Annotated in this window: 13 protein-coding genes and 2 tRNA genes; 9 read left to right on the top strand and 6 right to left on the bottom strand. The window is 69.1% G+C overall.

From position 1 onward, the window contains the following. Window positions 1-146: 146 nt before the first annotated feature. Together AB0C26_RS16590 and AB0C26_RS16585 are read left to right on the top strand one after the other, a co-directional pair. Complete coding sequence (locus tag AB0C26_RS16590; protein ID WP_360247553.1) at window positions 147-344, top strand: hypothetical protein; 198 nt, start codon at window positions 147-149, stop codon at window positions 342-344. 103 nt (window positions 345-447) lie between these two features. Next, complete coding sequence (locus tag AB0C26_RS16585; RefSeq protein WP_360247551.1) at window positions 448-1,878, top strand: tyrosine-type recombinase/integrase; 1,431 nt, start codon at window positions 448-450, stop codon at window positions 1,876-1,878. Window positions 1,879-1,980: 102 nt separating this feature from the next. Here the strand turns inward: AB0C26_RS16585 and AB0C26_RS16580 are convergent. Both AB0C26_RS16580 and AB0C26_RS16575 read right to left on the bottom strand, forming a co-directional pair. Further along, window positions 1,981-2,053: transfer RNA gene (locus AB0C26_RS16580), tRNA-Arg, on the bottom strand. Window positions 2,054-2,094: 41 nt separating this feature from the next. Continuing rightward, window positions 2,095-2,184, bottom strand: a tRNA-Ser gene (locus AB0C26_RS16575). Window positions 2,185-2,571: 387 nt separating this feature from the next. On the opposite strand from AB0C26_RS16575, the gene AB0C26_RS16570 reads away from it, so the two are divergent. Next, on the top strand, window positions 2,572-3,999 hold the full coding sequence (locus AB0C26_RS16570) for a hypothetical protein (RefSeq protein WP_360247549.1): 1,428 nt from the start codon (window positions 2,572-2,574) through the stop codon (window positions 3,997-3,999). Here AB0C26_RS16570 and AB0C26_RS16565 read toward each other — a convergent pair. Beyond that, entirely contained in the window at window positions 3,986-4,750 is a 765-nt protein-coding gene (locus AB0C26_RS16565; protein WP_360247547.1) for a CPBP family intramembrane glutamic endopeptidase, read from the bottom strand. The two genes, AB0C26_RS16570 and AB0C26_RS16565, sit on opposite strands and share 14 nt — an antisense overlap. Window positions 4,751-4,888: 138 nt before the next feature. Here AB0C26_RS16565 and AB0C26_RS16560 point away from each other — a divergent pair, with 138 nt between their 5' ends. Next, the gene (locus AB0C26_RS16560; RefSeq protein WP_360247545.1) at window positions 4,889-6,004 is read left to right on the top strand and encodes a globin domain-containing protein; all 1,116 of its coding nucleotides are present in this window, start codon (window positions 4,889-4,891) and stop codon (window positions 6,002-6,004) included. On the opposite strand, the gene AB0C26_RS16555 is transcribed toward AB0C26_RS16560, so the two are convergent. Then, window positions 6,001-7,509, bottom strand: a complete 1,509-nt coding sequence (locus tag AB0C26_RS16555; protein ID WP_360248281.1) for a peptide deformylase — start codon at window positions 7,507-7,509, stop codon at window positions 6,001-6,003. The two genes, AB0C26_RS16560 and AB0C26_RS16555, sit on opposite strands and share 4 nt — an antisense overlap. Window positions 7,510-7,882: 373 nt before the next feature. Here AB0C26_RS16555 and AB0C26_RS16550 point away from each other — a divergent pair, with 373 nt between their 5' ends. Then, window positions 7,883-8,602, top strand: a complete 720-nt coding sequence (locus tag AB0C26_RS16550; protein WP_360247543.1) for a ferric iron reductase — start codon at window positions 7,883-7,885, stop codon at window positions 8,600-8,602. A gap of 54 nt (window positions 8,603-8,656) precedes the next feature. Here the strand turns inward: AB0C26_RS16550 and AB0C26_RS16545 are convergent, their stop codons facing one another. Next, window positions 8,657-9,292, bottom strand: coding sequence for a DUF4360 domain-containing protein (locus AB0C26_RS16545; protein ID WP_360247541.1), 636 nt, complete (start codon window positions 9,290-9,292; stop codon window positions 8,657-8,659). Window positions 9,293-9,636: 344 nt separating this feature from the next. On the opposite strand from AB0C26_RS16545, the gene AB0C26_RS16540 reads away from it, so the two are divergent. The 4 genes from AB0C26_RS16540 (at window position 9,637) to AB0C26_RS16525 (ending at window position 17,610) form a co-directional block, all read left to right on the top strand. Next, window positions 9,637-10,272: a DUF4360 domain-containing protein gene (locus tag AB0C26_RS16540; RefSeq protein ID WP_360247539.1), complete on the top strand. Its 636-nt coding sequence runs from the start codon at window positions 9,637-9,639 to the stop codon at window positions 10,270-10,272. A gap of 337 nt (window positions 10,273-10,609) precedes the next feature. After that, on the top strand, window positions 10,610-12,175 hold the full coding sequence (locus AB0C26_RS16535) for a DHA2 family efflux MFS transporter permease subunit (protein ID WP_360247537.1): 1,566 nt from the start codon (window positions 10,610-10,612) through the stop codon (window positions 12,173-12,175). A 178-nt stretch (window positions 12,176-12,353) separates the two neighbouring features. After that, complete coding sequence (locus tag AB0C26_RS16530; RefSeq protein ID WP_360247535.1) at window positions 12,354-17,129, top strand: ExeM/NucH family extracellular endonuclease; 4,776 nt, start codon at window positions 12,354-12,356, stop codon at window positions 17,127-17,129. Between the two features lie 16 nt (window positions 17,130-17,145). Continuing rightward, a complete protein-coding gene (locus AB0C26_RS16525) occupies window positions 17,146-17,610 on the top strand; it encodes an NUDIX domain-containing protein (RefSeq protein ID WP_360248279.1) in 465 nt (154 codons plus the stop codon). Here the strand turns inward: AB0C26_RS16525 and AB0C26_RS16520 are convergent. Beyond that, window positions 17,600-19,552 (bottom strand): hypothetical protein, encoded by a 1,953-nt coding sequence (locus tag AB0C26_RS16520; protein WP_360247533.1) that lies wholly within the window; start codon window positions 19,550-19,552, stop codon window positions 17,600-17,602. The two genes, AB0C26_RS16525 and AB0C26_RS16520, sit on opposite strands and share 11 nt — an antisense overlap. Window position 19,553 lies beyond the last annotated feature (1 nt).

The raw sequence follows: 19,553 nt of genomic DNA, 5'->3' as shown, positions 1-19,553 counted from the left end.
ATTGACGGAGAAGACCGGTCCGATCAGCCAGTTTTTCGTCGGCCTGGCGAACGACAGGGGAGTCTCAGCGCCTACACAGCACGATCACAGAGATCGTCTGGTGCACTCCAGTCCCACCACCGCGGGGCGCGTGCGATGAAGGTCGGGTGAATCTCGCAGCGATTTCCTCAAGTCGCTTCTACGGCCCGGAGCCGAGCAACCGCGCCATCGTCGACCAACTGCTGATCTCAGCCCGGCCCGTGGTCACCTACCTGTCCCGCGTCTACTGCAAGACCGGCATCGAGGCCGGCATCAACGGTGTGCCCGACCCGCCCCAACGGCGGCCTGAGCATAGTCAGCCGTGACGGAAACCAAACTGCGCCATAGCGGCCGCCAGCTGCAGTGTCACTCCGCCGAGGGAGTCATACTTCCGCTCGCGCCCATCACGCTCGATGTACCGGATCGGTCGTGGAGGGCAGTGCGATGGCCAGTACAAACAAAACCTTCAAACGGTGTGGATGCCGCAACCAGCAGGGCAAGCGGCTGGAGCAGACCTGCCCCAGACTGCCTGAGCGTGGGCATGGTTCCTGGTACTTCCAGTGCTCGGCGCCGAACCTGTATGGCCGCTCCGAGCGGATCCGCCGGGGCGGCTTTCGCACCCAGAACGCCGCTCGGCAAGCCCGTGAGGACTGCCTGGCCGACAGCGCCGCACGGCGTTGTGGTGACGGCTGGACCCTGGAACGGTGGCTGCGGCACTGGCTGGACACCCGGACCCGGATCCGGCTGACGACCCGGCTGGCCTACACCCGCGACGTCGAGCTGGTGCTCATTCCCCGCCTCGGCCACTACCGGCTCAGTGATCTCGACGGGCCGCTGCTGCGGGCGGTGTTCGCCGAGATCGCGCAGACCACCAACGCCAAAGGATTGCCACAGTCACCGTCGGCACTGAACCATCTGCGCACCACCCTGCGTGCCGCGTTGAACCTGGCCGTCCGCGAAGAGCTGATCGCATCGAACCCGGCCCGGCACATCGAGATCGCCGGCTACCGGCGCCCACATGCCCAGGTCTGGACCGACGGCCGCGTCGAGCAGTGGGAACTCACCGGGGAACACCCGGCGGTTGCGGTGTGGACTGCGAAACAGCTCGCCACCTTCTTGGAGGCCAACGTCGAGGATTCGTTGTTCGCGTTCTGGTGGCTGGCCGCGCTGCGTGGTCTGCGCCGCGGTGAGCTCTGCGGCCTCAAATGGGCGGCCGTCGACCTCGACCGCGGGCTACTGGTCGTTGAGCGGCAGCGCACCACCGCCGGCTACACCGTCGTCGAAGGCGACCCCAAGACCGCCGCCGGGCACCGGGCCGTCGCTCTGGATAAGCACACCGTCAGCATCTTGCGCGCGCACCGCAGTCGGCAGCTCAACCACCGCGATCGCCGGCACGCTGCCGACAAGATCTGGATCGACTCCGGCTATGTGTTCAGCCGTAAGGACGGCCTGCCGATCAACCCGAACTACGCCACCACCCGATTCCGGAAACTCACCGAGCGGGCCGGGCTGCCCCCGGTCCGGTTGCACGACCTGCGGCACGGCGCCGCGTCCCTCGCGCATGAGGCCGGCGCCGACTTGAAGACGCTGCAGGATCTGCTCGGGCATTCCAGCATCGTGGTCACCGCAGACACCTACACCAGCGTGCTGCCCGATTCCCAGCGCCGTTGCGCGGACGCGACTGCCGCGTTGGTCCTCGCGGCGGCCCGGCACACCCGGAAACGGATTAAGGAGAAGGCGGCGAAGAATCGGCCCGCGGGGCGCGTCGAAAAACACACCACCCCGGCCGATAAGCCTGATCAGAAGAGCCGCCGCCGCAGGTCACGAGCCCGCAAACACCCGCACCGTCACGGACGGTGACGACCCCCATGTGTCACCCACACGCCACCCATCGTCCGCACAGGCCGGACAGCAAAATGGGCCTGACCCGCGTTTCCGCAGTTCAGACCCATCTCAATCTTGTGCGCCCGAAGGGACTCGAACCCCTAACCTTCTGATCCGTAGTCAGATGCTCTATCCATTGAGCTACGGGCGCTTGCCTTGGTGCTCGACCAGCATACACACCGGCCTCACACGCGGAGACTCCGGGATTCGAACCCGGGATGGGCGGTTAACCCAAACCGCATTAGCAGTGCGGCGCCATAGACCAGACTAGGCGAAGTCTCCCCGGTAGCCGTAGGGCTACCGACGCCTGAGAATACCGGACCGGTGTGGGGGCGCACAAAGCGGGCCACGCCGGGTGGGTCGTAGAGGTTGTCAACAGGTGAAATGTGCTCGTTGGGGCTAGGCTCCCACGGCATGGAGGAGAACCCGCCCAGTGAGCCTCGCCGGTCGCCGCGAGCGCGTAGCCCGCGGCCCTCGTTCAGTGCGACCGGGGAACCGGGGGCGCCGGAGAAGCCTGTGGCTCGGGCTCCTCGTAAGGCGGCCAAGGCGGCGCCGCCGGTTACCTTCCAGCCTCCCAGTGCCGAAGATCACCCGTCTGGGGGGTCTGCGCCGGCTGAGGGGGCGGGTCGGCCGCCGGCTAAGGGCGCTTCTCGTACGAGGGGTAAGCGCGTGACTGCTCCGCGCGATGAGCCTGCGGCCGAGGGCCAGCAGACCGTGCGCAAGGCCACACCACGCAAGCCGCGTCAGGCGCCTGGCCGGTCGCAGGCGGCGCCGATCTCGAACGATAGGACCGCGAATGCGGCCGAGGCGAGTGGGGCCTTGGCGGCGACGGCGGGCGCGGCTTCAGCGGAGAAGCCCGAGGCGGGCGCCGTTTCAGCGGAGAAGCCCGAGGCGGGCGCGGTTTCAGCGGAGACGCCCACGGTGGTGGACGAGGCTCCGGCGGAGGAGCTCAAGGCTGCGGGCGCCGGGGTGCGGGTACAGGAGCCGGCAGCAGGGGAAGCCAAGGATTCCAAGGCTGAGGAAGCCGGGGATGCGCGAGCTGTAGAAGCCGGGGATGCGCAGGCGGCGGGAGTGGGCTCGGCTGAGAAGGTGGAAGCAGCGGGTTCGGCCGATGGGCCGGGGGCGGTGGACGCGGTGGGTTCGAAGGCTGGGCCGCCGCGAGCGCGTCGGAGCCGGGCTGCGAAGACGGCGGCGACTGGTGGTGGTGTGCGCAACCGGGGGAAGGCTGCGTCGGGTCAGCATGTGCAGGAGGAGCTGATTCCGCAGGAGCCGACTGTGTCGGTTGCCGAGTTTGGGCGGGAGGCGCCGGCAGCCACCGTGTGGAAGGAGCCGGCCAGCCCTGTTCCGGGCGGGACTGAGGCCGAGACCGCGGTCCCGCGGAGTGAGGCTGAAACGCCGGCGCGGGAGCCGGCCGTGGTGGCTTCGCCGATTGAGGGTGCGGCCGTCGTGGCGGGTAGTGAGGTGGCTTACCCCGTACGGCAGGCGAAGGTTGAGCGGACCGATCCGTGGGCGGGGCTTATCGCCGATCCGGCTCGGGCGCCGGAACTTCTGGCCATTGCGGCCGTTCAGACGCTGGGGCCCCGGGCGAAGGAGTGGGCCGCGCGCACCCGGGAGGCCTATCCGGCGGCGGGGACCGACGCTCTCGTTCGGCTGGCTACGCGGCAGTTCACGCGGTGGGGCAGTGTGACCGGGATTCTGGGGGCTGTCGCCGGGTCGTACGCGCCGGTGGCTCTGCTCGGGGCGGCCGCGCTCACCGACGCCGAGCTGGCGTTGCACATCGCGGCGGCGCACGGGCTGGATCCGACGGATGAGGAGCGGGCGGTTGATCTGCTCGTGATCGGGCGGGTGCACGCCTCGCGGGCCGAGGCGGTTGACGCGCTGGCCGAGGCGCGCCGGCCCGCGTACGACTCGAAAGAACCGCTCTGGCGTCTGGCGCGAATGCTCACGGCTCAGACGGCGGCCTGGGCGGCCGTGAAGGTCGTGAATCGCCGCTTTCCGGGTACGAGTCTGCTGGCCGCGTTCCTGGCCACCACCTCTTCGGCTCAGGCGACGGCGGCGCGGGCCGCCAAGTACTTCAAGTCGGCTAGATCCAGTTGAGCCAGGAGTCGGGGAGCAGGGTGTAGCCGACGAACGCGACCACGTCCAGCAGGGTGTGGGCGACGATCAGCGGCATCACCCGTTTGAAGCGCAGGAAGAACAACGCGAAGATCACGCCCATGACCGCGTTGCCGACGAAGGCGCCGAAACCCTGATACAGGTGGTACGAGCCGCGGAGCACCGCCGAGCAGACCACGATCCAGACCGTGGAGAACTGGAGCTGCCGGAGCCGGGTCATCAGGTAGCCGACGACGATGACCTCTTCGAGGATGGCGTTCTGGGCGGCCGACAGGATCAGCACCGGCACGGCCCACCACACGGGCTGCAGCGCGGCCGGCACGATCTGCGCGTTCAGGCCGAGCGCCGAGGCCACGTAGACCAGGCCGAGGCCGGGGATGCCGATCAGGGCGGCCAGCCCGAAACCCCAGCCGGTGTCGAAGGCCGGCCGGTCGAAGCCCAGGCCGAGCGTCCGGCGTACGGCAATATGGTCCCGAAGCAGGAGATACAGCGCCAGCGCGACCGGAATCAGGTCGAAGAAGATCCCCAGCAGCTGGTACGTCAGGTCGAGGTAGGGCCGGGCCGACTGTGACGCGTTCAGCACGGCCGCCTGGGACGACAGCGGCTTGCCGGCGGTCAGCTTCGCGATGAGCGACACCACGGCGTACACCGCGCTCTGGCCCAGCGACAGCAGCAGAACGATGATGATCTCGCCGGTCAGGAGCTTGCGGCCGGCCCGCTGATCAAGGGTCACGCGATAAAACTACTCACTCGTTCGATGGTCCCAGGCACCACCTAAACGGACTTATCGGGTCAAGGGTCACGGCGTGAATGGAGATGAGTCGCACGTTCCGTGCGTCGCCTATCCGACTGTTGTGACCACCCTGAATCCATGGGAGACCTCGGACGAATGCTCAAGGAGAGCTGGAGCCTCATCGAGGAGCATCAGGAAAAGGTCGCCGGTTACTTCTACGCGCGGATGTTCCTGTCGCACCCGGAGCTGAGGGATCTCTTTCCGGTCCACATGGACATGCAGCGCTCCCGGCTTCTCAACGCGATCGTCACCGCGGTGCAGACGCTCGAGGATCCGGAGAAGTTCGATTCGTACCTGCGCGGCCTGGGCCGCGATCACCGCAAGTTCCACGTGGAACCGGAGCACTACGAGGTGGTGGGCGGGGCTTTGATCGAGGCGATGCGGCAGTACGCCGGTGAGAGCTGGAGCGTCGAGTACGACCAGGCGTGGGCGGACGCGTACGCGGTCATCGCCTCGAAGATGCTCAGCGGCGCCGAGGCCGACACCAACCCCCCTTACTGGTACGCCGAGGTGGTGGCGCACGAGCGCCGGGCGCAGGACATCGCCGTCTTCACGGTCCAGCCCCTGCAGCCGCTGGAGTTCCGGGCCGGCCAGTACGTCAGTGTCGAATGCCCCCGAATACAGCCCCGGCTGTGGCGCACCTACTCCGTGGCGAACGCGCCCCGCCGGGACAACACGATCGAGTTCCACGTACGGGCCGTGGGCGCCGGCTGGGTCTCCAGCGCGCTCGTCCGGCGGCTGGAGGTCGGCGACATGATCCGGCTGGCCGCGCCGATGGGCTCGATGACCCTGGACCGCCGCTCGACCCGCGACACCGTCTTCATCGCCGGCGGCACCGGGCTCGCCCCGATCAAGTCACTGCTCGAGGAGCTGACCCGATACAACCGGACCCGCTGGGTGCACGTCTTCTTCGGGGCGCGCAACCGCGAGGACCTCTACGACCTGCCCGACCTCAACCGGCTCGCCGCCCGCTATCCCTGGCTCTCGGTGGTGACCGCGTGCAGCGACGACCCGACCTTCCCCGGCGAGCAGGGCCAGATCTCCGACGTCGTGGCCCGGTACGGACCGTGGAACGAGCACGACTTCTTCGTCTCCGGCTCGGGCCCGATGGTCAAGGCCACCCTCAAGACCCTGGCCGAGCAGCAGGTCCCCTCGATCCGCATCAAGTACGACAGCTTCTCGGAGATGGCCTAGTAGGCCCATGGCCGCTGATAGTCGGGCACCAGGTTGGACTCGGCGTTCATCCGGTCGACGTAGAGCCGGCCCTCCAGGTGGTCGATCTCGTGGGCTACGAGCCGGGCCATCGCCCGCTCGAACGTGGTGATCACCCGGGTGCCGTCGTAGCGGGCGTGCTCGACGTCGATCCGCAGCGGCCGCTTGACCAGCCCGCGGTAGTCGAAGAACGAGAGACATCCCTCGTACTGCTCGTCGCGTTCCGTCGTCTCGCCGACCACCCGCGGATTGATCAGCACCACCGGTTCCGGCGTGCCGTCGCCCGGGCGTACGACAGCGACCGCCACCGAACGCCCGATCTGCGGCGCCGACAGCCCGACCCCCTTGGAGAAGTCGTGCACCTGCTCGAGCCGGGTCAGCGCGCTCAGCAGCGCGTCGACCGTCTCGTGCGCCTCGACCTCCTCGCGGGGCAGCTGGAAGTGCCGGGCCCGCTGCCGCAGCAGCTCCGACCCGCGCTGCACGATGCCGATGTCGCGGGCCGGGCGGTGGCCGTTGCCGGTGTTGCCCGGGGCCACGGCCGGGTATGACGGCGCGTTCGCGCCCCGGAACCGCCACTCCAGCCGGTAGCGGGCGTTGAGCTGTGGCGCGTCGGTCGACCACTCGAAGACCGCCCGCTCGCCCTCGTCGTGCCGTTCCATCGGGGTCCGCACCGGCACCTCGGCCGCCAGCGACGTCTCGACGCCCCACACCTGGGGGTCGAACGCCACCGGGAAGTCGAGCCGCACGGTCAGCCGCCGGGTGGGCAGCCGAACCGCCCGCTGGAACCACTGACCCCACTTCTCGACGCCGACCGTGTACGCGTACTCGATCGTGGTGCGCTCGCCCGGGTAGAGGGCGAACTGGCCGCGCTCGTTGGCGAACAGCAGCCAGACCTCCTTGGACGCGTCCCGGTCGAGCTTGACCCGCCACTGCATCGGCTCGATCGCGTCGCCCTCGCCGGCGCAGGCCACCAGGGCCATCTCGTCGAACGAGAGCGGGTGCTCGCGGTGGTGCCGGTTGGAGCCGGTGGGGTCGTTGGGATAGCGGTCCACGGCGATCTTCACCAGGTACCGCGTGACCGGCTCGGAGCCCGCGTTGTAGAGCGCGCGGCGCACGCGGCAGCGGTAGGTGCCGTCCACGTACGTGAGCTCGGCGACCTCGCGCTCCACGATCAGGCCGGTGCCGGGCGGGAGCCACTGCACGGGCACGGGCGGATCGCGGTGGAGCGCCGTGCTGCGCGCGTGGCGCAGCTGGTCGTACTCCTGGAAGCGTTCCCAGATGGCGCCGCCCGCACCGAGGACCGCCTCGGCACGCCGGGCGAAGTCCTCGGTGGGCTTATGTCGGCGCCCCTCCACGTGGCTCACGTACGAGGGGTCGAACCCCATGCGCGCGGCGAGTTGCTTCTTGCTCATCCCGCGCTCGACCCGCCAGTGCGCCAACGCCGTAACGAATTGGTCAGCGGCCCGCTCGACGGGCGAGGTGGTCATCATCGATGTCCCCTTCGCGACGAGAATTTCAGTGTCGCCGCCGCGCGTGTCCGCATCGCGCTACTAGCGCGTTGCCGACAGATATCTTGACGAATCCGGCAACATGGGTGCCGAACGTTAGGCCACCCTTGCTGTGGGTATTAGTCCGAAAGTTCGGCTTGGTTAGGCTACCCTTAGAGGTGTACGGTGGGTCGTCATGACGGGGTCGTTTCGACCCTGGGGTGCCCACTCGATTTAGCGAGGTGAATGCGGTGACAGCTCCTCTCTCGTCGCCGCCGGCGGGCAGCGCACAGTGACGACGGCCCTGCACCGAGTGACACGCTCCGTCACCGTCCCCCGGCCCCTCGCTCCGGTCACCGCGACCCTTCGTGCCATGTTCGGCACGAGCACCGAGATCCCCGGCCTCGCCCCCGATCTGGTCGTCACCGACCCGGCCGGCTGGACTCCCGCCGCCACTCTCGCCACCGAAAATCTCGACACCCTCCTCGACTCGGCCCGCCGCCGCTGGAACGCCCAGCCGCACGCCGCCGCGGCCCTGGCCTGGAAGGCGTACACGTACTGGCTGGCGCTGCCGGCCGTGCTCGGCTGGGCTTCCGCCCGCCGCGTTCCGCTGCTCACCGGCGACAACGTCCTCGTGCACTTCAACGACGCACGCCCGCTGGTGACCCTCGGCCTGCGCGCCGACACGCCCGTCGCGGTCCTGCCGGGCGACCCGATCGCCATCGCCGGCCTCCCCGGCGTCCACGTCGTGGCGGACGAGGAAGCCCTGCTGGCCGAGCTGCGGGCCTCGCTGCTCGACAGCCACCTGACCCCGCTGCTGGACGCCATCCACGGCCGGGTCCGCCTCGGCAAGCGCACCCTGCTCGGCTCGCTGAGCTCCGGCGTCGCCCAGGGCATCCTCCGCTCGGCCGACGTCATCCCGGGCCCGTCCGCCGACAACATCGCGCGGCTGCACCGCGCGCTGGGCGTCGACGGCCTGATCGACCTGGTTCCCGGCCCCGGCGGCGAGCTCGAGGTTCAGCGCAAGACCTGCTGCCTGGCCTTCACCCTGCCCAAGCCGAAAGTCTGCAAGGGCTGCTGCATCAAGGGCTGACGGGCCGGGGAGCCCGGCCGGCGCGGAGGGCGACCGACCGGGCGTACGAGTCGATCAGCACTTCTTCCAGGCGACGCGGTAGACGGTCTCGATGTTGCCGTCGGTCGAGTCCATGGTCAGGAAACTGGTCGTCTTGGGGCTGGACCAGCCCCGGCTCACCCGCAGCTCGGTGTTGACGTTGAGGTAGCGCTGGTCACCGCACCGCAGGAACGACAACGACTGGATACCGACGCTGTCGCTGCGGACCCAGTCACCGTCGGCCGGCCCGGTGAAGTTGTGGCGGATGCGCGTGGACTGTCGTTCGCCCTGGAAGTAGTAGTTCGCGCTCTGCGTACCCGAGGCGCCCTTCTCCAGGTGGGCGAAACCGCGGTAGTCGGCCCCGGCGATGGCGTACGTGTAGCCCTGCGGAACGTGCACGTTCAAGGCCAGCTGGCAGTTCTTGCGGAAGTCGGTCGGTTTGGTGCCGGCGCCGGTCTGTGCGGTGAATTGGCTGTACGTGACGGTGAACGCCTTGTTGTCGGGCGAGACGGTCACGTCGGCGCTGCCCCAGGGGCAACCGGAGCCGTTCGCGGCCGCTACGTCGATGACCATGTCGTCGCTCGGGATCGGCGCCGGTGCGGCCTGAGCCGCCGCCGCGCTCGCGGTCAGAGAGGCGAACAGGAGGGCTCCGGTGGTGAGTGCCTTCAGCATGGTGGTCCTTTCCCCGTGGGAGTTCGTCGTGTCGGCGGTGCACTTCGGAGAGACCCGCGCGACAGCCGTTATGTGAGCTTTGCGACATCTGTCGCTACGAAGAGCCTGTCAAGCGCGACGACCTGCGGAGCGCAAACGCGCAGGTCAAGACTGGTCAGCCGATCGCCCGGGGGCCGTTCGGCCGACGCGGATTCACACCGTGGTGGAGAGGTGATCATTTCGGGGTCAACCGAACGGGCGGCCACCTCCTCGGCCGGTCGGCCGGAAAGTGGCTGTTTCACCTCGCTGCTCCTCCACCTGCACAAACGTGCAAAAGGAACACTGCAAACTCGGGAAGGATCAGCATGCTGAAGGCACTCACCACCGGAGCCACCCTGCTCGCCTCGCTCGTGGCGACCGGCGCCCCCGCCCACGCCGCGCCCGCGCCGGGCCCGGCCGACGACATGGTCATCGACGTGGCGGCCGCCAACGGCTCCGGCTGCCCCCTCGGCAGCGCCGAGGTGACGGTGTCGCCGGACAGCAAAGCGTTCACCGTCACGTACAGCGAATTCACCGCGCAGGTGGGCCCGGACACCAAGCCCACCGATTTCCGCAAGAACTGTCAGCTGGCCCTCGATGTGCATGTGCCACAGGGGTACACGTACGCCATCGCCAGCGCCGACTACCGCGGATACGTCCACCTGGAGAAGGGCGCCACCGGTTCGGAGAGCGCGAACTATTACTTCCAGGGCGAGCGACAGTCCACTCGCATCAAACACGACTTCACCGGGCCGGCCGACGGTGACTGGGTCCGCAGCGACAGCGTGGGCATCCAGTCGCTGTCGTTCCTGCCGTGCGGCGAGGAGCGCTACCTGAACATCAACACCGAGCTGCGGGTCAATCGAGGCTGGTCCAGCCCCAAGGCGACCAGTTTCCTGACCATGGACTCGACCGACGGCAACATCGAGACCACGTACCACGTCGCCTGGCAGAAGTGCTGATCTGACTCGGCGGAAGCGGCGGGAACGGTCGCCCGATCGTTCCCGTGGCTCAGCCCAGGGCCCGCGCCAGAGACCCTGCGCCGGTGGTTCTTCCGGCGCCGGGACCGCGGCTCACCGATAGTGACGTTCGACACGGCTCTCAGGTTGATCAATGCGTTGAGCTGGGATGTTTTCGCTGCTCCTCAGCCACCCGCGCAGGTGACTGGCAGAAGACTGACAAGCTGAAAACCTGATGCGGCTGATCGGTGTGTAATGCAACTATCGCCGTCTGCTGAGCGCGCGCGGCCCTTCTGACCTGCGAGCGCGTTGATGCCGGAAGCCAACCCTGGAGTTTTCCGTGACAGAGCAAGCCGCCGCGCCACCCAACAAGCTTGACGCTCATGTGTTGAAGATCGCCGGGGTCGTGGTCCTCGGCGCGATCATGTCGATTCTCGACATCACCGTGGTCAGCGTCGCCCTGCCCACCTTCCAGACCGAGTTCGACGCGACGTACGCCGAGGTCGCGTGGACCATGACGGGGTACACGCTGGCCCTGGCCACCGTGATCCCGCTCAGCGGCTGGGCCGCCGACCGGTTCGGCACCAAGCGGCTCTACATGATGGCGCTGCTGCTGTTCACGCTCGGCTCGGCGCTCTGCGCGACCGCCGGGTCGATCGAGCAGCTGGTCGGCTACCGCGTGCTGCAGGGTCTCGGCGGCGGCATGCTCATGCCGATCGGCATGACGATCATGACGCGGGCGGCCGGTCCGGACCGGATCGGGCGGCTCATGGCCGTGCTCGGCGTTCCGATGCTGCTCGGCCCGATCGGCGGCCCGATCCTCGGCGGCTGGCTGATCGACGTGGCCAGCTGGCACTGGGTCTTCCTGATCAACATCCCGATCGGCGCGATCGCGCTGGTCTACGCGTTCGTCGTGCTGCCCAAGGACGAGCCGCACCCGTCGGAGTCCTTCGACTTCGTCGGCATGCTCATGCTGTCGCCGGGTCTGGCACTTTTCCTGTACGGCGTCTCGTCGCTCCCGGAGACCGGAACCGTCACGGCCGCCAAGGTGTGGGTGCCCATGCTCGTCGGCGCGCTCCTGGTGATCAGCTTCGTCCTCTACTCGTTCAAGCCGCGCCACCCGCTGCTCGACCTGCGGCTGTTCCGCAACCGCAGCCTGACGATCGCGACCATCTCGCTGTTCGTCTTCGTCATCGCGTTCATGGGCGCCGGTCTGCTCTTCCCGAGCTACTTCCTGCAGGTCCGCGGTGAGTCGACGCTGAACGCCGGTCTGCTGATGGCGCCGCAGGGCCTGGGCGCGATGCTGACCATGCCGATCGCCGGCATGCTGGCCGACAAGGTGCCGGTGGGCCGTACTGTCCCGTTCGCGATGGCCCTGATCGCCGCCGGCTTCTTCACCTTCACCCAGGTCGGCACCGACACGTCGTACGTGCTGCTGTGCGGCTCGCTGTTCGTGATGGGCCTCGGCATGGGCGGCACCATGATGCCGATCATGACGTCGGCGCTGCGGACGCTGTCGCACTCCGAGGTGGCCCGCGGGTCCACGCTGGTGAACATCCTTCAGCAGATCGGCGGCTCGATCGGTACCGCGATCATGTCGGTGATCCTGACCAGCCAGCTCAACGGCTCGGCCGAGATCCCCGGCCTGACCAACCCGAACAACGGCGAGCCGATCACCGAGGCCGGTGCGGCCATCGCCGTGCAGCAGGGCGCCAAGATCCCGCTGCCGCCGGAAATCCTTCAGCGGGGCCTGCAGTGGGCGGCCGACTCGTTCGCCACCACGTTCTGGGTCGGCTTCCTTCTCACCGTGGCCACGCTGATCCCGATCGCCTTCCTCCCGAAGAAGCGGATCGCGAAGAACGAGAGCGGCGAGGGAGCTGTCGAACCGCCCGTTCTGATCCATTAAGGATCGTTAAGAAGAGCGAGGCCCCGTTTCGTCGCATGGCGAGGCGGGGCCATGCTTTTACCTGCGGGAATGCCTATTCGTTACCTGAAAGAGAATTGAACGTCATTCGAGATCCATAATCTCCGACGGATCAACGTCCATCGGAGGACATATCTCTATGCGTCGATATAGACACGGCGTGGCCGCCACCGGCCTCGTCACCGCGCTCGGCCTGACGATGGCCGGACCGGCCGTCGCGGCCGACGTGACGCCGTACATCAGTGAGATCCACTATGACAACGCCGGCACCGACAGCGGCGAGGCCATCGAGATCCAGGCTCCGGCCGGATTCGACCTGAGCGGCTGGCAGCTCGCCCTCTACAACGGCGCCAACAACGCCGTCTACAACACCGCCACGCTCAGCGGCGCCGTCCCGGCGGCCGGCGTGGTCGTCCAGAACTACCCCACCGACGGCCTCCAGAACGGCGCCCCCGACGGCGTCGCCCTGGTCAAGCCGGACGGATCGGTCGCCGAGTTCCTCTCGTACGAGGGCACGATGACCGCGGCCGGCGGCCCGGCCGCCGGCCAGACCAGCGTCGACCTCGGCGTCGCCGAGACCACGTCGACCCCGGTCGGCCAGTCGCTGCAGAAGATCGACGGCACGTGGCAGGGGCCGGCCACCAGCTCGTTCGGCACCGTGAACGGGACCACGCCGCAGGAGCCGGAGGAGCCGCAGCCCGGCTGCACCACAGCGGTCACCAACAAGATCGCCGAGGTGCAGGGCACCGGCACGGCCTCCGAGCTGGCCGGCACCAAGGTCACCGTCGAGGGTGTCGTCACCGCCGACCACCGCACCGGCGGCTACAACGGCGTCTACGTCCAGACGGCCGGCAGCGGCGGCGACCGCGCGGTCAAGGCGGGCACCGCCTCGGACGCGATCTTCGCCTACTTCACGACCAACACCGCGGTCCACCCGTCCGTCGCCGTCGGCGACCTGGTGCGGGTCACCGGCACGGTCAGCGAGTTCAACGGGCTCACCGAGATCACCACCGCGGCCAAGGCCGACGTGCAGGTCTGCGCGAGCAACGCGCCGCTGCCGGCCCCGGTCGCGCTGAGCCTCCCGCTGGACGACGCGGCCCGCGAGTCGGTCGAGGGCATGCTGGTCGCCCCGGTCGGCGCCTTCACCGTCTCCGACGTCTACAACACCAACCGGTACGGCGAGGTCGTCCTGGCCGCCGGCGACGAGGCGGCCCGCGTGCCGACCGACGTGGCCCGGCCCGGCACCGACGCCGCCGCCAAGGTGAAGGCCGGCAACAAGGCCGCCCGGATCCTGCTCGACGACGGCAAGAGCACCAACCTGTCGAGCGCCGGCCTCGCGCCGCCGTACCTCGCCAAGAACGACCCGGTCCGGGTCGGCGACACCGTCGAGAAGTTCGGGCCGGCCGTGCTCGGCTACAGCCTCAACGACTGGCGCCTCCAGCCGACCACCCCGGTCGACGCGGACACATCGGCGGCGTCGCGCACCACGTTCAAGGACACGAACCCGCGGACCAGCGCCCCGGCCGCCGTCGGCGGCGACCTCAAGGTCGCCAGCTTCAACGTCCTGAACTACTTCGTCCACTTCGGTGGCGAGGCCCGCGGCGCCACCGACGCGGCGGCGCTGGCCAAGCAGCAGGCCAAGATCGTCTCGGCGATCACCTCGCTCGACGCCGACGTGGTCGCGCTCATGGAGATCGAGAACTCGGTCCGCTTCGAGCCGAACGACCCCCAGAAGGCGCTCAAGACCCTGGTCGGCGCCCTGAACGAGGCCGACGGCGCGGGCACGTGGGACTACGTGCGCTCGCCGGCCGAGCTGCCGGGCGCGGCCGAGCAGGACTTCATCACCACGGCCATCATCTTCAAGCCGGCCAAGGTGGCGGCCAAGGGCCCGTCCCGGTCGCTGAGCGACGAGACGGTGTGGGCCAACGCCCGCGAGCCGATCGCGCAGACCTTCACGGCCGGGTCGACGACCTTCACCGTGGTCGCCAACCACCTCAAGTCGAAGAGCGCGTCGGTCGCGCCGACCGGCGACAACGTCGACACCGGGGACGGGCAGGGCGCGTACAACGGCGACCGGGTCCGGCAGGCGAAGGCGCTGGCCACGTTCGTCGACGGGCTGAAGACCTCCAGCGGCAGCGACGAGGTGCTGCTGCTGGGCGACTTCAACGCGTACACGCAAGAGGACCCGATGCGGGCCCTGTACGACGCGGGCTACAGCGACCTGCACTCCACGTTCGCTCCGGACAAGAACTCGTACGTCTTCAGCGGCGAGTCCGGCTCGCTCGACCACGCTCTCGCGACGCCGTCGCTGGCCAAGCGGGTCACCGGCGTGGACATCTGGAACATCAACTCGGGTGAGTCCTTCGCGTACGAGTACGACGGCTACGCGCCGTTCTACGCGCCGGACCCCTATCGGGCCAGCGACCACGACCCCGTGGTCATCGGCCTGAAGACCACGCAGGGTCCGGTCGACCTCCAGCTGCTGAGCGTTAACGACTTCCACGGCCGGCTCGAGCAGCCGACCGCCGGCAACGGCGGCGCCGCCCAGCTGGTCGGGATGGTCAACGCCCTGCGCGCGCAGAACCCGAACACCGCGTGGGTCTCGGCCGGTGACAACATCGGCGCGTCCACCTTCATCTCGGCCATCGACGGCGACAACCCGACGATCGACGCGCTGAACGCGGGCGGCCTGGCCGTCTCGGCGGTCGGCAACCACGAGTTCGACAAGGGCCTGGCCGACCTGCTGGGCCGCGTCGAGGACCGGGCGCAGTTCCCGTACCTGGCCGCGAACGTCTACAAGGGCGGCCAGCGGGTCCTGCCCGGCTACAGCGTGCAGACGGTCGGCGGCGTCAAGGTCGGCTACATCGGCGTCGTCACCGAGCAGACCAGGTCGCTGGTCAGCCCGGACGGCATCGCCGGCGTCGAGTTCCACGACCCGGTCGCCGAGGCCAACACCCTGGCCAAGCAGCTCTCCGACGGCAACGAGGCCAACGGCGAGGCCGACGTGCTGGTGCTGCTCGCCCACGAGGGCGCGGCCACCGCCAACATCGGCTCGGCCCAGGCGCTGCAGAACGACCCGGTGTTCGGGAACTTCACCAAGGTCGACGCGAACATCGACGTCATCTTCAGCGGCCACACCCACCAGCCGTACGCCTTCGAGGTTCCGGTTCCCGGCACCGACCGGACCCGTCCGGTCATCCAGGCCGAGGACTACGGCCTCAAGCTCGGCAAGGCCGTGCTGACCTACGACCCGGCCACCAAGTCGGTCACCAAGTCGACGGCCGAGCTGCTCAACGTCACCGGCTACCCGGCCGACGCCGCGGTCGCGGAGATCGTGACCAAGGCCAAGGCGACCGCCGAGGAGCTCGGCAAGCAGCCGCTCGGCAAGATCACCGCGGACATCAACCGGGCCTACACGGCGGCCGGCGCCGAGGACCGTGGCGCCGAGTCGGTGCTGGGCAACTTCATCGCCGACGTCCAGCTCGACCAGACCAGCGCTCCCGGCCGGGGCGGCGCGCAGATCGCCTTCATGAACCCGGGCGGCCTGCGGGCGGACCTCAAGTACGGCACCGACGGCACGGTCACGTACGCCAACGCGTTCTCGGTCCAGCCGTTCGCCAACGACGTGGTGACCCAGACGCTCACCGGCGCCGAGATCAAGCAGGTGCTGGAGGAGCAGTGGCAGCCGGCCGGGGCGTCCCGCCCGGTGCTGCACCTGGGCTCGTCGAAGGGGCTCACCTACTCCTACGACGTGAACAAGCCGCAGAACTCGCGGATCATCGCCTCGAGCCTCAAGCTCAACGGCGTCACCCTCGACCCGCTCGGCGAGTACCGGGTCACCAGCAACTCGTTCCTGGCGGCGGGCGGCGACAACTTCGCCACCCTCGGCAAGGGCGACGACAAGGTGACCACCGGCGACAACGACCTGACCATGCTGGTCAACTACTTCGCCAAGTACACGCCGATCACCGCCGACCCGAAGCCGCGCTCCACCGCGGGCGTGCTCGACGCGACCGCGCCCACCGGCCGGTTCGCGCTCAACGGGGCGGCCGTCGCCCTCTGGGCCGGCCAGTCGGCGACGCTGACCCAGATCGCGCTCAGCGACGACGTCAGCGCCGTGTCCGCGATCAAGCGGGTGGTCACCTGGGGCGACGGCAGCGTGCCGCAGACCCTGGCCGCCGGCACGACGACCGCGACCCACAGGTACGCCAAGGCCGGCACGTACACGGTGTCGGTGGCGCTGACGGACGAGGCGGGCAACAGCGCCGCGGCCACGTTCATGGGCGCTCCCACGGTCCGGGCGTCGGCGCAACCCCCGGTCCGGACGGTGCTCGCGCCGTCGTCGATCTGGGTCAGGCAGTCGGCGTCGCTCGCCGTCGGCCCGGTGAACGGCGCGACCAAGCTGGTCGTCGCCTGGGGCGACGGGGCCACGGCCACCGTCTCCGCCAAGGGCGCGGTCCTGAGGCACACCTACGCCAAGGGCGGCGCCTTCAAGGTGACGGTCACGCCGTGGAACGTGGCGGGCACCGGCACCACGGTGACGGCCGGTTCGGTCAAGGTCACTGTCGACAAGGTCGCCCCGTCGGCCACCCTGACCGCGCCGCATCACGCCGAGCGGGCGTCGTCGTGGGGCAAGGTCTCCGGCCGCGCCGCCGACCGGGGCCTGGGCGTGGCCAAGGTGCAGGCGAAGCTGATCCAGCAGCGCTCGGGCAAGTGGTACTACTTCAACGGCGCCAAGTGGGTCAAGGCGGCGTCGCAGTCGCAGGCCGCGGCCAAGGCCAAGGTGCTCACCGACACCACGCTGAGCGCGGGCGCCGTCTGGAGCGTCGGCGTCAAGGGCGTCGCGAAGGGAACCCTGAAGGTCACCTACTGGGCGGCCGACAAGGCCGGCAACTCCTCCGCGCCGAGGACCTTCACGGCGAAGGTCACCAAGTAACGTCCCCTGTGTGGAGATAGCGCCGTTCCGTCCGGCCGCTCGCGTCGTCTGTGTCGACGCGGGCGGCCGGATCCTTTTGATGCGCTGGCGGGACCCGTACGACGGCTCGTACCTGTGGGAACCGCCCGGCGGCGGCATCGAGCCGGGTGAGACGCCGGCCGAGACGGCGCGGCGGGAACTGCTGGAGGAGACCGGCCTGACGGTCGAGGTCGACGGCCCCGGCCTCGACGTCCACCGCGACACCCGGTGGAAGGGCCGCCGCTATCGGGGGCCCGAGCAGTGGTTCCTGGCCCATTTCACCGCCGACGAGCCGGTGGTACGCCGTGACGGCCTGCTGGATTACGAACAGAACGACCTCGACCGGCACGCGTGGGTGCCCTGGACGGAACTGTCCACCATGACGGAGAGGGTCGAGCCGCCGGAGCTCCTCGCGGTGCTCCGGCGGCTCGACCCTGAAGGCCCCTGGGCCGCTACTTCGTGAAGGTGAAGTAGTAGTACGGGCTGTAGTTGGTGTAGTTGACCGTGTCACCCGACGACGTGGTGACGTAGCCCGCGCGGGCCCGGTACTTGGCGCCGACGGCGTGGGTGCCGGTCAGCGTGAAGGCCGACTTTCCGGCCGCGTTGAGCGGCAGGTAGAGGACGCGCCAGGCCTTCCACTTGCCGCCGGAGTAGACCTCGAGGGTCAACCGCTGCTTGCGGCCCGGGTACGGGGTCATGGTGGTCAGGAAGTACGGGTGCACGTTCCTGCGGTAGAAGCGGTAGGGCACCGAGCCGATCTTGGCGGCCTTGTACTGCCGTGACGGCAGAAGGCTGACAGCGGCCCGGGTGTTGAGCACCGAGCGGGCCGACGTCGCGGCGTACAGGTTGTCGCCGAGGAACTTGACCTGCACCGCCGTGGTCCGGGTCAGTTTCAGCGAGGCCGTCAGGTTGCCCTTGGCGTCGACGTTCGTCCACCGCAGCAGCCGGGCGGGCTCACTGCCGTACGGGTCGGCCCAGATCTGCACCGCCCGGTTGGTGAACGTCTTGCCGAGGTGCGCGGTCACGGTGACCGTCGCGCCGTAGTTGCTGACCGTGTTGTTGGGCCGCAGCATGAGCTCGGGAGTGTTCTGCGCCGTGATGCTCGTCCTCGCCGACGCCGGAGCGATCGTGTCGGTTCCGGCGTAGACGACGGTATAGGTGTACGTGCCGGTCTCGGGCCGGGTGTCGGTCAGGGTGAACTGCCCGGACGCGTTGGCGACGGCCGTGTCGGCGTGGAAGACGTCGGTGGGCGCGTTCGCGTCGACGATGAGCTCGACGCGCGCACCGGGCTGGCTGACCTTGCCGGTGACCTGGACGGGACGGCCGGGGGCGGCGATCGCCGGTGCGCTGATCGTGATCGTGGACCGGACCGGCGCCGAGCCGTGGACCGCGTGGAAGCGCCAGTCCTTGCCGAGGTTGCCGACCCCGAACAGCCGGTTGCCGCCCGGCTCCCAGGCGGGCCACCAGATCTCCTCGCCGGGATCGGTCGTGTACTGCTCGGCCGGTGCCTGCGAGCCGGGGGTGAAGACCGCGAGATCGGTCGCGCCGTTCGTGTTGCCGTACCCGATCGCGACCCGTCCGTCGTCGTTGATGTCGATCGAGTCGGGGCGGCAGATGCCGTTGTCGTAGATCGTGGTGCGCTTCTCCGGGTCGGTGACCGGCGCCTTCCAGATCGGGCACTCGTTGCCGAAGCCGATCAGCGTCGACCCGTCCGGGGTGAGCGCGGCATCGCGCAGCGTGCCGTCACCGAACCGGCCCTTGGTCTTCAGGACCGCCTCGCCGCTCGACACGTCGTAGACGAACAGGTCGCCGTTGCCAACGGAGTAGCGCCAGGCGTTGGCGACGACCAGGGTCCCCGGTGCGCCCTTGGCGGTGATCAGCAGCGGGTCGACCCAGGCGTCGTTGTCGAGGTCGTAGAGGGTCGTCTCGCCGGTGGCCGGGTCGAGCGAGCCCATGCCGCCGTCGTAGGCGAACCAGATCTTGCCGCTGGTGAAGGCGAGGTGGCGCGTCCACACCTCGCCGCCCAGGTCGTACGTGCGCTTGGTGCTCAGGGTGGCCGCGTCGAAGGCGGTGATCTTGTGCTCGTCCGGCGACGCGACGTAGACGGTCGAATAGTCGGGTGAGAGCGTCACCGCGCCGGCGTTCCATCCGGCCGCCACGGTCTTCTGCACGCCACCGAAGTACGACAGCGAGTTCAGCGAGCTGGTAGTGGCGTCGGTGACCAGGACCCGCTTGCGTACCGGGTCGACGGCGACGTCACCGACGCCGTTGATCGGCACGTAGGCGCCCGGGCCGAGAGCGACGGGTGCGGCCGCCGCGGCCGCCGGGCCGGTGCCGCCGACGACGGTGACCGCGGCGGTACCGGCGACCACAGCCGCCGTCAGGGTTGCTCTGATCTTGTTCATG

The sequence above is a fragment of the Actinoplanes sp. NPDC048796 genome (assembly GCF_040650035.1).
Lineage (GTDB): Bacteria > Actinomycetota > Actinomycetes > Mycobacteriales > Micromonosporaceae > Actinoplanes.
Note: the sequence above shows the minus strand (reverse complement) of the source record. Positions and strands in the feature narration are given on the sequence as shown.

Bases quoted from the DNA above. Each gene is read 5' to 3' on its own strand.
- AB0C26_RS16545 (WP_360247541.1), bottom strand. From the start codon at position 9,292: ATGCTGAAGGCACTCACCACCGGAGCCCTCCTGTTCGCCTCTCTGACC.
- AB0C26_RS16560 (WP_360247545.1), top strand. From the start codon at position 4,889: ATGGGAGACCTCGGACGAATGCTCAAGGAGAGCTGGAGCCTCATCGAG.
- AB0C26_RS16520 (WP_360247533.1), bottom strand. From the start codon at position 19,552: ATGAACAAGATCAGAGCAACCCTGACGGCGGCTGTGGTCGCCGGTACC.
- AB0C26_RS16555 (WP_360248281.1), bottom strand. From the start codon at position 7,509: ATGACCACCTCGCCCGTCGAGCGGGCCGCTGACCAATTCGTTACGGCG.
- AB0C26_RS16550 (WP_360247543.1), top strand. From the start codon at position 7,883: ATGTTCGGCACGAGCACCGAGATCCCCGGCCTCGCCCCCGATCTGGTC.
- AB0C26_RS16540 (WP_360247539.1), top strand. From the start codon at position 9,637: ATGCTGAAGGCACTCACCACCGGAGCCACCCTGCTCGCCTCGCTCGTG.